An 18390-nucleotide genomic window follows, 5' to 3' on the forward strand; every position below is an offset into this window, starting at 1 on the left:
CGGGTGGAGTTTCTTCGATCTGGGCTGCGCGCGTGGCGGCGCCGGCGGCAGCGTCGGCCAGGGCGCTGGTGGGCGGCCTGGCCTTGTGGGATGGCTGTGGGGCCGGCAGCACCTACCGGGGCGTGGGGGTGTGGTCGCGCCCGGGCTGTGGCCCTGCACGAAAGGGATGGCCGGGTGAGGGAAGGCAGAGCCGATGGCTGCTCCCGGTCGTGCCGTTGATCGACAGGGAGGGGCGGGCGGCCTGTCGGGGGCGAGGAGGGGGTCTCGTGGTTGAGGTGGGTGGCGGGCTTTTGGCGGGCCGTGATGGCCAGTTGGCGCCGTGCGTGGTCGCCTCGGTTTGGTCTCGGGCGGCGGCAACCGGGAGGGGCGGGTCACGGGCCCCCAACCGCCGCAACGGCCACTGGGCCCCCCATCGAGGCGAAGTGGCTCGAGGGAGAGCTCGGCGACGGCGAGTTCGAGGACGATTTCATCGTCTTCGTCATCTGTGACGACATCGGCGACGGCTGCGACGGCTGGGAGTTCCCCGGCAGCACCTACACCATCACCTGAGGCTGACGAGCGTGGGGCAAGCCCACGGGGCGACGGGCTTGGCGAATACGACGGGCGTCGCCCGCTGACCCCGACGGGTACCAACCTTCTCGGCCTGATCAAGCACTTGTCGATTTTGGAAACCAGGTACTTCGGCGAAGTCTTCGACCAGCCATTCCCTGAAGCTATGCCCCGGTGGGACAGCGCCGAAGAGCGCGACGCTGATCTGTGGGCAACAGAGCACGAGGCACGTGCAGAGATCAACGGCCGTTACCGCCGTGTCTGGGAGCACTCCGACGCGACGATCAATAAGGGGAGGACGACGGCTGACGAAGCGTCGTTCGCCGGCACTGGCCGACAGGAACCCCGCTCAGACATGGCCGACAACACGGTACAAAAACTGGATGCCTCCGGTGATCCTGTCGCGCACCACGCGCAGCGAGATACGGAGTGAGGGGTTCAGCCCCATCGGAGCCCAAATGGGGATCGAATATTCCCATGCCTGAACGCCGTCCCCGCCACTTGCGGCCTCGCCGGTCCTCCGGCCGGACATCTCAGAACAGGGCCCGATCGCGCGTACCTGTCGGCCAAGAGCCCACTGGGACTCGGCTTGATTGGGCTCGCCGGATCGAGTTGGTCTCCGTTCTCGTTGCCTCACTCGTGGCTGTCGCTGGTCTGTGGTACTCGAACGTGCAGAACCGCCAAGCGAACGAAAACGCCCGCCAGGACAGGGCGCTTGGTAGGGAAGGTCAGATCACCGATCGGTACAGCGCGGCAGTATCCAGCCTGGGCGAGGACAAGCTTCAGGTACGCCTGGGTGGCCTCTATGCCCTCCAACGCATCATGCATGACTCGCCCCGGGACCACCCCACAATCACAAACGTGCTGACGGCCTACATCCGTACCCACGCCAGTACTCCCCCCGCGAAGGGACGGTCGATATCTGCGGACGTGAGCGCCGCCCTCTCGGTCTTGACCCGTCGCGATGCCAGCCGCGACGGAGAGCTTCAGCTCGATCTACGCGACAGCTGGCTCCCTGGCCTCGATCTGAGCCTGCGTGATCTCGACCCCGATGGTGATTCTGGCAAGCGCATTCCTCTAGCAAGAGCTGATCTTCGCGGCGGCCATTTACCCAAAGCTGATCTAGATCGAGCTGACTTGTACGACGCAAACCTGCGCGGCGCTGATTTGAGCGGTGCGAATCTAAGGTTCGGGGACCTACACGGCGCCAACATGGAGAACACGAAATTAAACGATGCCAACATGTACGGAGCAAATTTACGTGAAACGAGTATGAGGAACGCGGACTTAGCCCGTGCCAGTTTCTCTGGGGCAAACATGTTCGAGGCAGACCTGTACGAAGCAGACCTGTTTCACGCGGATTTGGGGGGAGCGGACCTACGGGACGCAGATCTGACAAGGGTGAACCTGCGCCACGCAGTCCTAAATGGCGGCGGAAGCCTGCGCGACGCTAGCCTGCAAGAAGCGGACCTGCGCGGTGTGGACCTGGGGAATGTAGATCTGCGTCGAGCAGACTTGCGCGGTGCAGACCTGCGCGACACGTACGCCGAGGTGAAGGACGTCGTCCCAGCGTTTATCGACTCGGACACACAGATGGATCCCCGGCTAGCCAAGGATCCGGCAATCCGGGCTCGAATCGCTGAAGTCGAAGCACCGGATTTCAACTACACTTAACCGTAGGGCCGTTAGGGGGCGCTAGCATCCCTGTTGGACAACACCGGCCTAAAAAATCCACTGGGTGATCGAGCAGAAGATTCCAAGCTCCGGCAGTCCGAATAGCGCCTACATACCCAGGACGGGCAGTGCCGGCGGATGGCTCTCAGTCATGCCGGGTCGCCGCGTCGGCGGGCCACCGCTGTAAACGTCCGGCGAGCCAGTCCGCGGCGGTGACGAAGCAGAGATTGCCCCAGGCGTCCCCGGCCGGACCGGGCAGTTGGACGAAGCCAAGAAGGGCGTCCGCATGCGCTTTGGCCTGGCCGCGCGTTGCTCGTGCCCGGCTCACGGGCACCCGGTGCGAGGGATCCGGGAGGTGAAGAGCACGCCAACGGCGGACACCATCACCGATCCGGCCGTAGGGCTGCGCCAGGTGGGCGTCCCGGGCGATCCTGCGGTGTGATTTTCGATCAGATGCGCCGACGCCGGAAGCGGCGCGGCCTGCGGCTGTGGAACGTTGGCCTTGTCCTGTCCCTGACCTTCGTCGCCGCGGTCGCCATCGCGGCCGCGGTGTTCTTTGCCGGCTGGGACCTGCTTGGTGCCCGGGGCCTCAAGGAGCAGCGTCAACTCACCTCGCAGACGCTCTTCGACCTGGTGAAGCTGGCATTCGGAGTGGTGGCCGGGGCCGGTGCGCTGGTCGCCCTGGTCGTGGCCTACCGACGCCAGCGGGTGGACGAGGACGGCGCGCTGCGCGAGGCGACCCGCCTGCACACCGAACGCTTCACCACCGCCGTCTCCCAACTCGGCGACGAATCCGCCGCAGTGCGCCTGGGCGGCGTACACGCACTGGCCGGGCTCGCCGACGACGCCCCCACCGACCTGCTGCGCCAGACGTGCATCGACGTGCTGTGCGCATATCTGCGCCTGCCCTACACCGCCGAGGCCGACCTCCCCCCAGACGACACCGCCGCCCGGCACGCCTACCAGGCCTCGCGCGAGGTGCGGCACACCATCATCCGCCTCATCCGGGACCGCACGTCGGTCGCCTCCGAAAAGACGCATCACTCCTGGCAGGGGTATGACCTCGACTTCACCGGCGTCGTCTTCGACGGCGGAGACTTCTCCGGCGCGGTGTTCACTGGCGGCACGGTCCACTTCGTCGACGCGGTGTTCACCGGCGACCGATTCGACTTCACCGGCACGCGGCTCTCCGCTGGCCGGGTCGACTTCACCGGCGCTGAGTTCTCCAACGGTGGGGTCCACTTCGTCGACGCGGAGTTCTCCAGCGGCACGGTCGACTTCTCCGGCGCGCGGTTCTCCGGCGCCACGGTCAACTTCGTCGACGCGCAGTTCTCCGGCGCCACGGTCAACTTCGTCTTCGCGCAGTTCTCCGACGGCACGGTGGACTTCTCCGGCGCGGCGTTCTCCGACGGCATGGCCGACTTCTCCGGTGCGCGGTTCTCCGGCGCCGAGGTCCTCTTCGCCGACGCGAGGTTCTCCGGCGCCGAGGTCCTCTTCACCGCCGCGGAGTTCTCCAGCGGCACGGTCGACTACACCGCCGCGGAGTTCTCCATCAGCGGCACGGTCGACTTCGTCCACGCGCGGTTCCGTGGCGGCTTCCTCGACCTCGCCTCGGCGGTGGGCCGCGCGCCGGACCACCTGCTGCCCCCGCCCGGGCAGCCGCTGCCGCCCGGGCTCCGCGTGCCTCCGCGGTGGCGGTCACCGGTGCCCTGACCGCCGTCTGCCGCGGCCTACAGCACCCCTTTGTGGCTCGCCTTGCTGCCCCAGAGCCAGCGAGACGCCGGTGAACCGCATTTCATTGCGTCTTTGGTTTCGGGCATGGTGACGGTATGTCACCCGAAGATTCCTGCCGCGATGAGCCCGTGCCGGGCGACGAGCACAGCGCGGTGCTCTCCCGGGCAAGCGCTCTGGCCGCCGAGGAGTCCTGGAAAGGGAAGTGAACCGCCTTTCCGCCAAGCCGCAGGTTGCTCCTACCGCTCTCAGCACCTGTACCTGGCATGACGCGATGGCGCCCTACGCAGCATGGCGAGGCCTGTGGTCCGCGCATCGCCGCTCCTATCGCTATCAGCCGTTGGGAAGCACGTACAACGCGGTCGCCAACTGTCATCTGCTCCTGGACGCGATGCAGCAGATGACCAGGCGCAGGTAGCTGTGGTGAGCGTGTCCTCCATCCTGCGGGTGCGGCGGGGCGCCCCCGCAGACGCGCCATCCGGCCTGAACCCGGCGAAGCGATGGCACACGCCGACACCCAGAAGAAGTCCGGGCCGGAATCCAGATCCGGCTCCATCTACCGGGTCCCTGGGACAGAATCGTGAACAGGGCGCAAACCATCAGGTAGCGCGTGGCCAAGAGCGAAGAAGCGCAGCGTGGACGACGAGCAGGATTTCCTCATCCGGTATGGCCAGTGGGTGAGGGACGACCAGGCGCCGCCCGACGTGCGATCGGCGGAGCTGGCCGCGCTCATCGCTGTGCTATTGCGGCGAACTGTGGCCCATGACGCGGTGCAGGTGATCGATGTCGGAGGGGTCCGGGCGGTCTCCTTCGATCATGAAGGCAGGGACCACTTCGTAAGCTGCGTCGTGGAGGAGTCGGGAACCCGGGAGAATACGGTCGCGCGCATTGTGCGTGCTGCCGGCCTGACCGGGCAACGAGGCGACACCCGGTGGGCGCATCTGTCCTGGACGCGTGCACAGAGTTCAAATGAGGAACTGATCGAGGGTGTACGCGGGTTCGGCGTGGTTCTCGACTCTACGCACGTGGACGCCGCGGTCGCTGGTCTGCTGCCGCTGGCAGACCTCATCCGTGACGTCTTCCGCCGCCGTGAGACGTACCTGCCGCTGGCTGCGCTGGTGACCCGGCCTGCCGCGGACACTCCGGTGCCGACGATGGCCGCGGCCGCACGCTTGAGCACTCCTGCCCAAGTGCCGAGCACAGTGTGGGCGGGCGCCGCGTGCGAAGTGCTGCTCGTCGGGGGAGCACAAGAGCGCCATGCGACCGGGATGGTCTGGCGCGGCTTCCGGTCGCTGCTCGCCACCAGCCAGGACGGCGTTTGCGACATCGACCCGGTCACGGGCGACTCCCGCTGGCTCCTGACGCTGCCCGGATGCCATGGCGCGCCGCTCGTCGCCCCGGACGGCTCTGTGCTCGTGATGTGCGGCCCGGCCCTGGTGCGCTGGCACCAGGGCGTTGTCAGCGCCCTCGCGGGAGGCTTCGACCCGGGTGCGCAGCTGCTGGCCGGACCTGATCAGGAGCCGTGGGTGCTGTCCGGCTGCGGCGTCACCTTCGGTACAGGGGAGGGAACACTCGCGCTGACCTGGGCCGGCGATGCGGTGGGCAACCAGATGCGCTACCCGGTCGCCTTCGAGGCCGCCGTGCGGTCGGCCGTCTGGCTCGGCGACCGCCGGTTCTTCCTTGCCGCCAGCGGACACAGCGCGGTGGTCGACCTCAGCCGCACCACAGAGCTCGGTGGGCGGGACCAATGGATTCCCACCCCCGGCCACTATCCGGCTCATCTGCTGGCGGCCGGGCCGGACAGCGTGCTGAGTGCGTCCGCCGACGGCTCTGGCAATGGCATCACGGTGCACCGCACCGCAGTGGGGGAGCGGTCGAGTGAACCCGTTGCCGACCTGCGCCTTGGCCAGGTATTTGGTCTCACGCAGGAGCCCCGCAGCGGAAGCGCCTACCTCCTGGCGTCCCTGCCGACCAACGCGACGACCCGCATCCAGCCCGTCCTGGTCCGCCTCTCCGGCTACCGGCCCACTGCCGCAGACCTGCCGTCCGAAACCGACCAGCCCACACCAGGTTTCGACCTGGTCAGCCGATGCGCCCGCGGCGTACAGAAGGACTACCGCTTGGACCGGCTGCCGCTGGCCAGCGAGGGCCAGGGCGAAGTCTTCCGCGCCGAGCACAAGAGGACCGGAACGGAGGTCGCCTACAAGAGAAGCAAGGGGAAGGGCACCAAGAATCAGCGCCGCATGAAACGAGAGGTCGCCATCGCGCAGATGCTCGGCGGGCACCCTCACGTCATGCCGGTCCTCGACTTCAGCCCGGCCTACGACTGGTTCGTCATGCCCATGGCCCAGGCGACTGCCCAAACGCGGCGCACCGAACTGCAGAACGACGACGCCCTGCGCGAACTAGTGGACGCCGTGGCCTCGGCACTGGCCAGGGCACACGAGGCGGACTGGATCCACCGAGACATCAAACCGGCGAACATCCTGCTCCTCGACGGCCGCTGGACCGTCGCCGACTGGGGCATCGTGCGACGTGCCCGCGGGCAGAGCAGCGCAGCCGGTCCGCTCACCGGCGCGGAGATCGGCACGCTGGGATTCGCCCCACCCGAGCTGTCCACGGACCCGCACGAGGGCGCCACCCCGGCCAGCGACGTCTACAGCCTCGGGCAGCTCATCGGGTGGATTCTCACCGGAACGTGGCCACAGGCCAATGTGCCGCTCCTGCCGCCGGCGGGCCCTTGGCGAGGCGTCGTACGCCAGGCCACTTACCTGGATGCGGCGCAACGGCCCCAGACCATGGCTGCCTTCCTCGCCCTCGTCGAACAGGAGATCGCCCCACAGACCGATCTGCCCATCACACGAGCGCAGACCCTCCTGACGGCCATCGCCGACGGTGACGAGGACGCCGCAGCCCAGCTGCTCGTCCTCGCCGCGAACCAGCCCGACAACTACGAGCTCTATCTCGACGCCGTCACCCGCCTGGACATGGACAGCGCCGAAACCGCACTGCTTGCCAACCCCGTTCAGGCCATCGGTCTCACCGTTGCGCTGGCATCTCACGTCAAGGGCGATCGCGGTCAGTGGCCCACGAACATCGAAGCTGACCGGGCGATCTGGTGGCTGCTGGGCGTGGCCCGGACCGCTGCCCGCGAGGAGGAGTGGGGCCTGCTCGACGCGGCCGCACAAGGCATGTGTATCTGGGACGGAGCCTTTGATCAGTGGAAACCGCAGGATTCCATCAATGACTGGTTGCGTCGTCTTTCCGGGCCCGCTGCCTCCGCCGTCGCCTCGGTCCTGCGTGAACATCCCAGCAGCGCCCGGCACTTCTGGGAGCTCGAGAGCGAACGAGGCGTCGACACTGGTCTGCGCAGCGTCATCCGGGCCGCGGTCTCGCCGACGCCGAATGACCCGCAGCGCCAATCCGATCAGTAAAGCTACGGTCGCCTACCCGACTGTCCATACGAGCGGCCACGCAGCCACCAAGAGCGCCAAGACGCTGACGGATGTCAGTGGTGCAGGAGAGGCTGACCGGCATGGCAGACGACTCGGAGCCGAAGGACCAGGAGCACGGCGAGCGGCGCGCGTCCCGGCCCCTTCCACCGGCGACCCAACGCATGCTGCGCGAGAAAGGCACAGCGGCGGCGATGCGCCCTTACTACGCGTCAGCCCTCGCATCCTTCACACGACCTGACCTCCTTCGGGCCCGGACCTTGAACACCGAGAAACTGCTGCTCCGCGCCGCGGCACAAACGGTCGCCGCAACGGCCCTGCAGGCAAAATTGGACACGCTGCACCGCCCCGCAGTCAGCAGCGCCCTGGACCGGATGGCTGCGGCACTCGGACGGATCCAGACCACGCCCGGCTCCAGTCAGCTGTATCAGGCCATGAACGGGAGCCTGGCCGGTAGCCACGCGAGCGCGTGGCTGGGCCGTCGCGCCCTCGATGCGCTGTCTCCCGCCGCTGTGGCAGCCGAGCGGTTGGCCGCCTTTACAAGCCACTCCGGTGGGCTGCCGATCGATGCGGGCGCCATGTCAGCTCTGGCCGCTTTCCGGGCCTCGGCCATGTCCCCCTCGTGGACTTCCGCGCTCCAGCAGGCCGCTGGGCGGGCTCAGGCGTTCTACCCTCAAGGCCTCCTGGGCCGCCTGACGTCCCTCGAGCGTCGTGTGCGCGACCTCCTGCTGCCGGAGAATCTGCTCAAGACCGAGGTCTCGTCCTGGCCGTGGCTGCTTCGGATCAGTGTGAAGGACGGAGTGTGCCTGGCCTGGGCGCCCCGCGCGGAGCTCATCGAAGACCTCATGTTGCTGAAGACGACCAGGCAGCGTCATCGCCTGCTCATCGATCGACGCGCCGACGTCGTCGACGACGTCGAGGAGAGCCTGGCGCATGTTGACCACCCGGCGCTTTCCGGCGACGTGAACTTCACCCTGGAGGCCGCCGAATGCGTGCGCGCCGGGCACGACGCAGCCGCTCAGGCTCTTCTGGGCAACCTCCTTGACACGCTCATGCGCCGCCATGGTCACGCCTGGCTGCAAGGCCACTTCCCCCAGGCCCAGTTCGCTGGCACAGGGAGTCACAAAATGGTCGCCGGAGCTCTCGGCACACGCTCTGGGGCAGGGGACTTCAAGGTGCTGATGCTCGCCCCGTACCTGGTGGTGAGTGCCATGAAGAACATGTTCTTGAACGGCGTGGACCAACAGGACACCTTTAATCGCCACCTGGGCGCGCATAACGCGTCGGTGGACTCCTGCCGTAGCGAGTTCGCGCTAAGCGCCCTGCTGACCGTGCAGGCTCTTCTGCGGCAGCTCGACATGTACCTCTACGCCGAGGAGGAGTAGCTGGCGCCGGTGAAGCTCGCGGCGCGGCAGCGGCTCGGCTCACTCGCGGTCCGGCGCACGGTTGGAGGGCCACGCGCTCGTGAATGCTCTGAGCTGCTCTCGTCGCCGTTCTTCCTGGGCGATGCGGGCGCTAAGGACGGACGGATCGATGTACGGGGCGACGGCGGCAAGGACCAGGCGCTGAAGCTCTGCAGGATCGAGTGCCTCGACTTCCCACTGCACCGGCCGCAGCAGGCCTGGGTGGCGTGGGTGGACCGCACCGAACTGCAGATCATGGCGGGCCGGTGCTGGGCGCAACCGCCGCGCTCCTGTGGGCGGTCCCGGCCCTGGAAGCCGTGCCCCCGGCGCCGGTGTGGCGGGAGGTCTATCGCCTTTGAGCGGTATGGGCTTGGTGTCTTGCCCTCGGGTGTTTCCGGTCGGAATCCTGCCGTAGAAGTGGCCGCGCCCCATACCCTGACGGTGCGACCTGTTCAGAGACTGGGGTGAGAGCGTGCCTTCGAATGTCAGCCCCGACCCGTACGGCGACCCGCTGCGCTTTGGCCAACGCGTGCAGATTCTGCGCGAGCGGCGCGGTATGACGCAGGGTCAGCTCGCGGACCTCGTCGGCGTGTCGCCTCACACCCTCCGCAAGATCGAGAACGGACAACAGAAGGCACCTGGCCTGGAGATGGTGATGCGTATCGCTGAGGCGTTGCGGGTCGGTGACCTGGGCGACCTGACAGGCCACCCGGACCTGCACGTTGATCTGTTCATCGGCCCCGACCACCCGCGGCTGGCCGCGGTCAAGGCCGCCATCGACAGCTTCCCGCTGTCCTCCGCCGTCGAGCCGCCCCCCGTGGCACACGTTGAGGCCCGCCTGCACGCCGCATGGAAGGCACGCCACCGTGCACCGAACCACCGCGAGGTCATCGGCAGGCTGCTGCCCGACCTGATCCGGGACGCGCAGTTGCTGGTGCGGCACGCCGACACCAGCAGCGACCGCCGCGCAGCGCAGGGACTTCTCGCCCAGACGTACTCGCTGTCGCAGTTCTTCATCGCCTACCAGCCCGACTCGAGCCTGCTGTGGCGGGTCGCCGAACGCGGCATGATCGCAGCGCAGGAGTCCGAAGACCCACACGCCATCGGCGTCGCAGCCTGGCTCATGGCCCAGGCGCACCGCGACAGCGGCCCCCGCCACTTCGACGCCGCCGACGCGGTCAATCTCAAGGCTCTGCAATTGCTCGAGCCGCTGGTGCCGGACGCCAGCGACGACGTCCTGGCGATCGCCGGCGCACTGCGCTTTGAGCTGGGATACACCGCAGCCCGCCGCCGGGAAACGGGCACCGCATGGGCCCACTGGGACACGGCCAACAACATGGCCTCTCGCCTCGAGGTGGACTACTACCACCCGGTCACCTCGTTCTCGCAGGCCATCATGGGCGCCCACGCCGTCACCGTCGCCGTGGAACTCCACCAGGGTGCAGAGTCCGTCCGCCAAGCAGCCCGCGCCGACGAGCACGCCATCCGCTCCAGGCCCCGCCGCGCACGCCACCGCATCGAGGAGGCCAGGGGCTACGCACTCGACAACCAACCCGATGTCGCCCTGGCCACCCTTGAGAAAGCGCACCGCTCCGCGCCCGAGACGATCCGCTACAACGGCTACGCGCGCAGCATCATCATCGAGGCCGTCGAATCTCCGCAGGCTCCCCGCCGACGCTGGGCCTCCCAACTCGCGACAAAGATCGGGCTCCTGGCCACCTGAAGGCACCGACCGCAATCCGGTCGGAGGTCCTCAACACTCGCCCCTACGGTCGTCATCAGACCTGATTGACGACGATGACGGCAGGGGCAGACGGTGGACACGCAGCACTCAGACAGAGCCATCTCGCAGTGGTTCGCGCAGGCCCAACAGGGCCCCGCGCAGGCCTCACGCGAGTGGACCGATCGGGGTGTTGCGCTGCTCCCGTGCGGTACCCGTTTCTGCGCGGTGAGGCTGCCTGGCCGCCTCGTGCATGCGGCGTGCGGCACCGACCTCACCGAGAGCGTGCGCGGGACGCTGGCCCGCACGCTGGCGGGACCGGTGATCTGCGACGCCTTCGCCACCCACTACTACGTCCTGGTGGAGCCCACCCCTCGTCGGGCCTGGCAGCACCAGGACGTGGCGCCTCTTTTGGGGGCCGGCACCTATCTGGGCGTGCCCGCGACGCACCTGACCGCGCCGCCGGGAACGTACTGGCTGGTGCTGCCCGAGCAGCCGGGCGATCTGTGCGATCTGCCGTCCGTGACTGCCCTGATCGACAGGGGCCGTCACTGCCTGGCCGCTGGGGAGTTGGAGGAGACCGCGGCGGCGCAGGCCGTCTACTGGGACTGCGTCGCGCACCTGGACACCTGCCCTGCGTGCCGGGCGCAGCAGACTTGCCGGGCCGGGACCCGTCTTCGGCTGGCGCTGCGGGAAGCCCGCGCCCCTACGCACGAACAGGGCACCCGATGAGGCAGGGCACTCAGTTCTGCCGGCACGGCGACGAGCTGATCAAGGAGGCACCGGCGGCATGCGCGTGCGCAACGAACCGCGACCGACCGTGCGCCCAAGTCCCTGCGGGCTGCGGGGATTGGCGAAGAGGTCGAGCACCGGAGCATCGACTGCCTCGCATTTTTACCTGGTACTCACAAGCGGCAATACATACTTCTCGTGGCGCATGCGGTTATCTACGCCCTAAACTGCCAAAAAGTGAATTCGGGTTTCGCTCTAAAACGTTCCGAAATCAAGGATCAATGCCTAATTTTGAAGTCTTCGAGAGAGTAATACGTCTAGACCACACAGGAAAAGGCGCCGGTCAGGAGATTTCTCTCCCAACCGGCGCCTCGTGGTCGCGCAAATATCTATCGGTGCGAGGCTTCTCCGGTAACCCGCTGAGCTGGAATGCGGACCTTACCGAATCCGGCGAGGGCAGCTTCCGAGGGGAACTGGAAGGTCCGGTAGCCGGTGACCACCAGGTTTTCCCTGCGGAGCAACCGCAGGGCGGATTCGACGGTGGCCCGGCTCAGGTTGAGGGCCTCGGCCAGGTCCGTCTGGGAGGGCCCCTCGAGCATCCGGCCGAAGGCCGGGCAGGGCACCGCGCAGATGCTGAGCAGATGCGTGAAGAGCCCGGCCAGACGCTCCTCGGGGCGCAGTCCGACGCGGTTGTACACACGCTCAGAGGTCACCAGGCGGTCGGTGACGGCGGTGCCCAGCGCCGCGCTGAAGACGGAGTTGTTCTCGGCCAGGAGCCGCATCCGTTCCATGGGCAGCGACATCGTCGTCGTGGTGTTCAGGCAGCGGGCGGTGGGCGTGGGCAGTGTCTCGTCGAAGACCTCCAGGTCGCCCAGCACGGATCCGGCTCCCAGGATCCGTACCGTCGAGGTCTCCCCGTAGGAGGCAGACTCGACCACGCAGCCGCTGAGCACGACGTGCACCATCGCGCTGGCGGAGCCCCGCAGGGGATCTTTGCGGGGGTAGATACGGCGCTGGAACGTCGCGGCGAGGTCGTACCGGTGCGCGTACGGCAAGCGCTGGAAGAACGCGTTGTGGTCGAGCATCGCGTCCAAGGTGCGGGTGGCCTCGAACTGGACGCGGCCGGTCGTCTCGTCGAGCTGGTACAGCGAGTTGCCGATCAGAAGGGGGCGGGCCCGGTCACGGGCCCGGTTCTGGGCCAAGGCACGGTCGCGGTCCCCCCGCCGACGGTTGCCCGCCATCACAGGGCCTCACCTCCCGGGCGGCCGTGACCACCCGAGTAGGCACCGGGCACCGCCTGCGGGGTCCCAGATGCGGTGCCCGGCGCCTGCGACGCCGGGGACGAGGGGGCCGGGTCCGGGGCCGGCGGGGCGGTGCCCGTCGGCGGGGCCACGGGCGTCGTGGGCGCCTGCACGCCGGGCTCGGCGGCCGGGTCGGCGGGGCGCAGGGCGTCGAAGAGCGGCGGCAGCGCCACGACCAGCGCCGTGATGGCGGTGATCACCGCGACGATCCGCATAGGGGTGGATGAGAGGTTCTTGATCGCATAAGCGACAAGAACGGCCACGATCGCAACGATCGCGACCACGGCAACGAGGAACCCGGTCACGGGTACTCCTTGGCTGATGTTGAGTTTCTTATTGACGAGCTGTTGGTGGGCCTAGCGGAAGATCAACGAGAAGATCCACGGATTGGTGGTCCGTTAAAAACAGGACCTTCTCGATCGCAGCAGGATATAGCACGAGTGTGGGCCTACAGAAACTGTCGCCCCGGACCAAGGATTCCACATCGAGGTGACGTTCCTTTCGTGTCCGGGAGGGGCGCACGCGCCCGTGCGCGCGCCCTTCAGGAGCATGCCGACGGCATTTTCCCTCTACCACCGCCCAGAGGTTTACCGGACGACAAAATTCCCTGCGCCCAAGGCAAGTGAGTGAATTCCCTGAAATCATGGAATGCTGAGGCCGGGTGCGGCGTTACAGTCATCGGGCTGACGTTGAGCCTTGGTGGGCCTAGCGCAGCTGTCGTGTGGGGCCCCTTGGGGGTGGTGCCCCTGGGGCCCCCCGACTCTCTGAGCAGGGAGGACGTTCGACGAATGACAGGACTCGCAACCTGAGGGGCGGCGCCAACGGCGCCGCCCCTCAGTCATTCCGGGACCGCGCCAAACACCTACCGGATAGTCACTTCCGGCCCGCAACAGGGCAGTTCAGCGCCTTCGTGTGACGTACTTCACCTGCAGGTCTTGCCGGTTCGCTGCGGAAGAGCGGCCGCCTCTGGGGTTTCCTCGTGCCACTGCTCATACGCTCCGCACCATCACGCTACGGCACGGCACTGACAATCGGCCCGACCTCTCGGACAGGGGCTGGCGGCCGCGCCCTACGCACTGATGGACGCCGCCGCCCTGAGCTTCGGTCCCGGCGCCGTCACCAGGCGCCGGGACCGAAGCTCAGGCGAGGGCAGCCGGTCTCCGCACAACGGTCCGTTGCGGAGTGCCCGCCGCCCACTCAACGCGAGGCTGAGTGGCTCGACGTCGGCTTCGGTGCGGGCTGTTCACTGCTGCCGCTGTTCGCCACGACCAGCAACAATATGAGCAGCAAGAGCAGCAGGCCGCCGCCACCTACGGCGGCAGCACCCGAACGACTCGGCCGAGCCGTGCCGACGGACCGGGACGCCGTCCGGTACTGGGCTCGGCGTTGCGATCCCGTGCCTCGGTGAACGGTGCGGTAGTGAGGGCGGACGTAGCGGCCGTTGCGGAGATGGCCACGCACGTAGGTCTGCGCCATGGACGGGGGTTCCTTTCCGGGGGCGGTGACGGCGGGCGCCGTCGTCCTCTGTCGACGGTAGGAACCTGCCTGCCGCCAAAAGGCGACCAACAACGCGGGGGTGCAGCAGCCCAACTGCGTTGCACCCCCGCGTTGTTGGCCCCGTCGCGTTGTCAGTGCCGTGCCGTAGCTTCGTTACTTATGCCACGAAGCGCGCCCAGCCGGGCGGACAGGGAACTGATGGCCGAGGTAAGCGCGGCCGGCGTGACGGTGAGCACCGCCCAACTGGAGCGGTGGCGACAGTGGGGCCTGCTCCCACGAGCGACCCGGGCCTGGCAGGGGAAGACCGGCAGCAGCTCGATGCTGCCGGAGGGCAGCCGGGAGCTGGCCATCGCGATGGGCCGCCACGCCCGCCGCGGCCGGGGGTGGGTACAGCTGGCCGTGCTCGCCTGGTATGACGGCGCTCCGATCAAGGACGCCGTGCTGACCCGGGCCCTGCGGGAGACCGGCACCCGTTTGGTCCGGGAGATCGTGGACAGGTTCCAGCAAGAGGCACAGGCCTGTTCAGTGCCGGAGGGGTTCGAGCTCGACCCCGCGTTCGAGGCAGCCGAGGTGATGGCCCGGCTGATGACGCGCCACAGCAGCCGCCACTGGCAGCAGATGCAGCGCGAGATGCGAGCCCGGCTCCGAGCCCACGGCCACGACGCGCCCCGCGACATCTGGCGCGACATCCTCACCGCTCTGTGGGGAGGCGTGCTGCGCGGGGCCGACGACGAAGCGATCGAGCGGTGGCTGGTAGCGGTAGGGGTCTACGAAGACGAACTCCCGCAGAGCGCACGGCAGACCCTTGAGGTCTTGCTGTTCGCCTTCGGAGTCGAGAAGCTCACCGGTCATCGGCTGCACGAGCTGTTCGACGCACAAGTCCACGCCCTGCAGGAGGGTACCGTCTCAGTGAGCCGGACCGAACTTGTCGAGGCCCGGGACGACCTCCGGGATCTGCTCGACGCCTTCGGTATCCCCGAGGAAGCACGTTGCGACCCGCGCAAGAACGAAACCACCGCCCTGCTCATGGCCTACATATGCACCATCTGGTGCCTCATCCGACGCCAGTTTCCGGTGGGTGCGCGGGCAGTGGACGCGCTGCAGGCTGGCCGCGGATTGGTCTTTGACGCGCGTAAGGGACCGGGTGAGCTGACCGCAGCTGCCTAAGAGCCGGACTTCGACGGGCCCTCGGATCGTTCTGAGCCTCCCTCTCTCGCTGAGGGAGGGAGGCCTTCTGCTGCTCGGCCGCTCACCCCGTCTGGACTCCGGATAAACGCTCCCCATATCCGGAAACCACATGCTGCGAACCGTGGTACGGAAAAAGGCGCGTGACGAACACTCAGGTGAAGACCATGACGAACGCGGATCTGTCGGTCAGTGTGAGCACCACGGACCGTCAGATCGAGGCAGCTGTCCGTCCCGCGCCGTTCGACGCCGCCACCCAGGCGAAGCTCGACCGGCTGACCGCGAGGCGACCGCCCACGTCGAGGACAACCGCCCGGAGAAGACCCGGACCGGTTACGGCGCCTACTGCAAGGCCTGGCTCAGGTACTGCGCCGAGAGCGAGCTCCCGCCGGCGGCCGTGCGCACCGGCACCCTGGCGACGCTCGTCGATTGGTGCTGGACCCAGCCCGGCCGCGGTCGCGGCACCCTCACCGCACCGACCACCATCGACCGCCGCCTCACTGGTGTCGTCGTCACCGCACGCCGCCAGTACAAGCTGCAGCTGGCCGAGGGCATCGCCGAGGAGGCCCGCGCCCTTCTCCAGGCGAAGGTCAAGCAGATGGCCAAGGACGGGGAGACCCGCGGCCGCGGGTCCGCCGACGCCCTGCTCGTCCGGCACATGGAGAAGGGCGCCGCCACACTGCCCGACAACCCGGTTCGGCGTGCGCGACCTCAGCCTGATGACGCTGCACTTCGCCGTCGCCGGGCGCGAGCACGAACTGGCCCACCTACGGGTGCGCGACGTCATCGAGGACTCCGAGGGTCGCAGCTTGGTGGTCGACGTCCGCGTCTTCAAGGTGACCCCGCAAGTGGTCGCCGTTCCGTTCGGCTCCCGCGCCTACCTCTGCCCCGTTCGGGCCTGGCGACGTTGGCGCGCGGAGCTGGGCCTCGACACCGCCCCCGATCCTTCGCCTTCCGGGCCCTGCACAACCGCTGGCACACCGTGCTGCCCAAGGGGCTGGAGCCCGAGACGGTCGGCGACATCCTCGAACGCATCGGGGGCCGCGCCGACCTGGATGTGCGGCCTCACCGGGCACAGCCCGCGCCGGGGCCTGGTCACCGAGTCCTCCCGGGCGGGCAACCCCGACGCCGTCATGGAGAAGCAGGGCGGATGGTCGCCCGGCTCCAAGGTCATGCGCCGCTACCGTGAGGCTGACTAAGGGCTGTCCCGTTTAAGCGTGTGAGCTGGGACGTTGGCTGGCTGTACGGTCGTTGCGTGGAGTCCGAGAAGCTGAACCAGTGTCCGTTGCACGGGTCCGGCGCACGTCCTGAGATCTTGATTGGGCGCCGGTTGGAGGAGGTCTTCGTCGCGTGGCATCGGAGCGGAGACGACGAAGCGGAAGGTCCGCTGGACATGTGGCTGATCGACAGCCATGGCCGTTCCGTGCACATCACGACTGGCTCGGACTGGTGCCTGATCCTGGATTCCTCAAGTCCGCACGAGGGATACGACATGGGCAAGCTGGGGACGCGTCGAGGTAGCTTCGGTTGGTGATCGGACGCCGTTTGCCGCCCACCTCGGAGAAGATGTCCTGGCGGTGAGGGAAGAGTTCGAGCCCGAGACCGGCCGCATCGCACTTGAGGTGGCCTTCGCCTCCGGCCGGGTTCGCTGTGACAGTTGGGCCGGAGATCTCCGCCTTTCCACGTGAGGTTTCGCATTCAGTCTCGCCGGGCTGCGATGTGATGATCTTGGTGTGGCTGGTGTGATCACGGCGTCCGAGCCGTCCCGGATAACCCCCTTCACTGGGCTGAGTCCCCGCTGCTTCGGCAGGTTGGTGACCGCGCTGCGGCGCGAGGGTGCTGAAGAGGTACGGCGGGGTCGACCGTGGGGCCTGACACTGGAGGACCGGGTGCTGCTTGTGACGGCTTACTGGCGCACGAACTTGACGATGCGCCAGCTCGCCCCGTTGTTCGGCGTCTCGAAATCTGCGGCCGACCGGATCATCGGGCATCTCGGTCCGCTTCTCTCGCGCTTCAGCCCAGACAGCGTTTCGCGAAGGACACCGTCCTCATAGTGGACGGCACTCTGGTGCCCACCCGCGATCATGCGATCGCCGTGCAGTCCAAGAATTACCGGTACTCCACCAACCACCAGGTTGTCATCGACGCCGACACCCGTCGCGTCGTTATGGTCGGCCGGCCTCTGCCAGGAAACCGCAACGACTGCAGAGCTTGGGAGGAATCGGGAGCGAAGGCCGCCGTCGGCAAGACCATGACGATCGCCGACGGCGGCTATCCAGGAACCGGACTGGTGATGCCGCACCGCCGCCGGGCCGGCGAGGAACTCCCAACTGGAAACAGGAACACAACCGCTCCCACAAGCAGGTCCGCGCCCGCGTCGAGCACGCCTTCGCTCGCATGAAGACCTGGAAGATCCTCCGCGACTGTCGTCTCAGGGGTGACGGCGTCCACCACGCCATGCTCGGCATCGCCCGCCTGCACAACCTCAACCTCTCCAGATAGGTTCGGCCGTCACACCACGACCAGACCTCATCCGAAGATCATTGCGGGACAAGCCTTAGGAAACCGCCTGCGGGTGACTGCTCCGCCAGGCCTGTCGGACCGCCGGACCGTAGCGGCTGCCTGTCGTGCGCCGGATAACAACGTTCGCGGACTGCGCAGTCAGCCCTGGTGCGGGCGGATCAGGTTGCCCGTGACACCAGCGCGGAATATCCGCAGCCGTCCATCAGGACGACGATGCTTGTCCGATGATTCACGACAGGGCCGACGGGTGAGTTCCTCTTCGCCCGCCTGATGCGAAGTTCGCTGCCTGGTGCGTGTATTCGAACGTCGCCCCGGCAGTGCGGAGTCGTTGGTCTAATGGAGGCGGTCTGCGAGAAGGCCCATGCTCGCGGCTGTATCTTCCTGCAGATCCAGCCAATCCAAATGGCCACCGGGACATCGGGGACACAGGGCATGATCCTCACGGTGGCTCCGGTCCTGAGCGTATTGTCGCTGGCTGCCCTTCTGCCCGGGCGGCCTCCTCGGTCGCCGTTGAGAGTGTTGCGGGGGGTGGGGTGTTCTTGAGTACCGCTGATCAGCAGCTTTGGTGAGTGTGTGGTGATCGTTGCCCGTTGTGGGGTTGATCGTTGCCCGCGTCTGGGGGC

At 67.5% G+C, this 18390-nt stretch carries 14 protein-coding genes and 2 pseudogenes; 13 read left to right on the top strand and 3 right to left on the bottom strand.

The features are described from left to right. Window positions 1-303: 303 nt before the first annotated feature. The 3 genes and pseudogenes from AB0I66_RS41685 (at window position 304) to AB0I66_RS41695 (ending at window position 2223) form a co-directional block, all read left to right on the top strand. Window positions 304-549 (top strand): hypothetical protein, encoded by a 246-nt coding sequence (locus AB0I66_RS41685; RefSeq protein WP_363213328.1) that lies wholly within the window; start codon window positions 304-306, stop codon window positions 547-549. Window positions 550-580: 31 nt separating this feature from the next. After that, window positions 581-982 (top strand): annotated as a pseudogene (locus AB0I66_RS41690) (DUF664 domain-containing protein); the annotation flags it as partial. A 428-nt stretch (window positions 983-1410) separates the two neighbouring features. Further along, window positions 1411-2223, top strand: coding sequence for a pentapeptide repeat-containing protein (locus AB0I66_RS41695; RefSeq protein WP_363213309.1), 813 nt, complete (start codon window positions 1411-1413; stop codon window positions 2221-2223). 145 nt (window positions 2224-2368) lie between these two features. Here the strand turns inward: AB0I66_RS41695 and AB0I66_RS41700 are convergent, their stop codons facing one another. Then, complete coding sequence (locus AB0I66_RS41700; RefSeq protein WP_363213310.1) at window positions 2369-2551, bottom strand: hypothetical protein; 183 nt, start codon at window positions 2549-2551, stop codon at window positions 2369-2371. A 125-nt stretch (window positions 2552-2676) separates the two neighbouring features. On the opposite strand from AB0I66_RS41700, the gene AB0I66_RS41705 reads away from it, so the two are divergent. From AB0I66_RS41705 to AB0I66_RS41730, 6 genes are all read left to right on the top strand, one after another. Then, a complete protein-coding gene (locus tag AB0I66_RS41705; RefSeq protein ID WP_363213311.1) occupies window positions 2677-3936 on the top strand; it encodes a pentapeptide repeat-containing protein in 1260 nt (419 codons plus the stop codon). Between the two features lie 292 nt (window positions 3937-4228). Next, on the top strand, window positions 4229-4372 hold the full coding sequence (locus AB0I66_RS41710) for a hypothetical protein (RefSeq protein ID WP_363213312.1): 144 nt from the start codon (window positions 4229-4231) through the stop codon (window positions 4370-4372). A gap of 217 nt (window positions 4373-4589) precedes the next feature. Beyond that, window positions 4590-7388 carry a serine/threonine-protein kinase gene (locus AB0I66_RS41715; RefSeq protein WP_363213313.1) on the top strand — a complete coding sequence of 933 codons (2799 nt, stop codon included), beginning with the start codon at window positions 4590-4592 and terminating at the stop codon, window positions 7386-7388. Between the two features lie 101 nt (window positions 7389-7489). Then, complete coding sequence (locus AB0I66_RS41720) at window positions 7490-8791, top strand: hypothetical protein (protein ID WP_363213314.1); 1302 nt, start codon at window positions 7490-7492, stop codon at window positions 8789-8791. A 490-nt stretch (window positions 8792-9281) separates the two neighbouring features. Continuing rightward, window positions 9282-10532: a helix-turn-helix transcriptional regulator gene (locus AB0I66_RS41725; RefSeq protein ID WP_363213315.1), complete on the top strand. Its 1251-nt coding sequence runs from the start codon at window positions 9282-9284 to the stop codon at window positions 10530-10532. A gap of 225 nt (window positions 10533-10757) precedes the next feature. Next, window positions 10758-11261: a hypothetical protein gene (locus AB0I66_RS41730; protein ID WP_363213316.1), complete on the top strand. Its 504-nt coding sequence runs from the start codon at window positions 10758-10760 to the stop codon at window positions 11259-11261. Window positions 11262-11650: 389 nt separating this feature from the next. Here the strand turns inward: AB0I66_RS41730 and AB0I66_RS41735 are convergent, their stop codons facing one another. After that, on the bottom strand, window positions 11651-12502 hold the full coding sequence (locus AB0I66_RS41735) for a Crp/Fnr family transcriptional regulator (protein WP_363213317.1): 852 nt from the start codon (window positions 12500-12502) through the stop codon (window positions 11651-11653). Next, window positions 12502-12867, bottom strand: coding sequence for a hypothetical protein (locus AB0I66_RS41740; protein ID WP_363213318.1), 366 nt, complete (start codon window positions 12865-12867; stop codon window positions 12502-12504). Before AB0I66_RS41740 ends, AB0I66_RS41735 begins: the two co-directional genes overlap by 1 nt. Window positions 12868-14257: 1390 nt before the next feature. Between AB0I66_RS41740 and AB0I66_RS41745 the strand changes: the two genes are divergently transcribed. The 4 genes and pseudogenes from AB0I66_RS41745 (at window position 14258) to AB0I66_RS41760 (ending at window position 17746) form a co-directional block, all read left to right on the top strand. Next, complete coding sequence (locus AB0I66_RS41745) at window positions 14258-15226, top strand: hypothetical protein (protein ID WP_363213319.1); 969 nt, start codon at window positions 14258-14260, stop codon at window positions 15224-15226. A gap of 719 nt (window positions 15227-15945) precedes the next feature. Beyond that, complete coding sequence (locus tag AB0I66_RS41750) at window positions 15946-16443, top strand: hypothetical protein (RefSeq protein ID WP_363213320.1); 498 nt, start codon at window positions 15946-15948, stop codon at window positions 16441-16443. A gap of 56 nt (window positions 16444-16499) precedes the next feature. Then, window positions 16500-16778 (top strand): hypothetical protein, encoded by a 279-nt coding sequence (locus AB0I66_RS41755; protein WP_363213321.1) that lies wholly within the window; start codon window positions 16500-16502, stop codon window positions 16776-16778. A gap of 199 nt (window positions 16779-16977) precedes the next feature. Then, window positions 16978-17746, top strand: a pseudogene (locus tag AB0I66_RS41760) (transposase). Window positions 17747-18390: the final 644 nt, after the last annotated feature.

Source organism: Streptomyces sp. NPDC050439, assembly GCF_040655335.1.
In the GTDB taxonomy this organism is placed as follows: Bacteria; Actinomycetota; Actinomycetes; order Streptomycetales; family Streptomycetaceae; genus Streptomyces.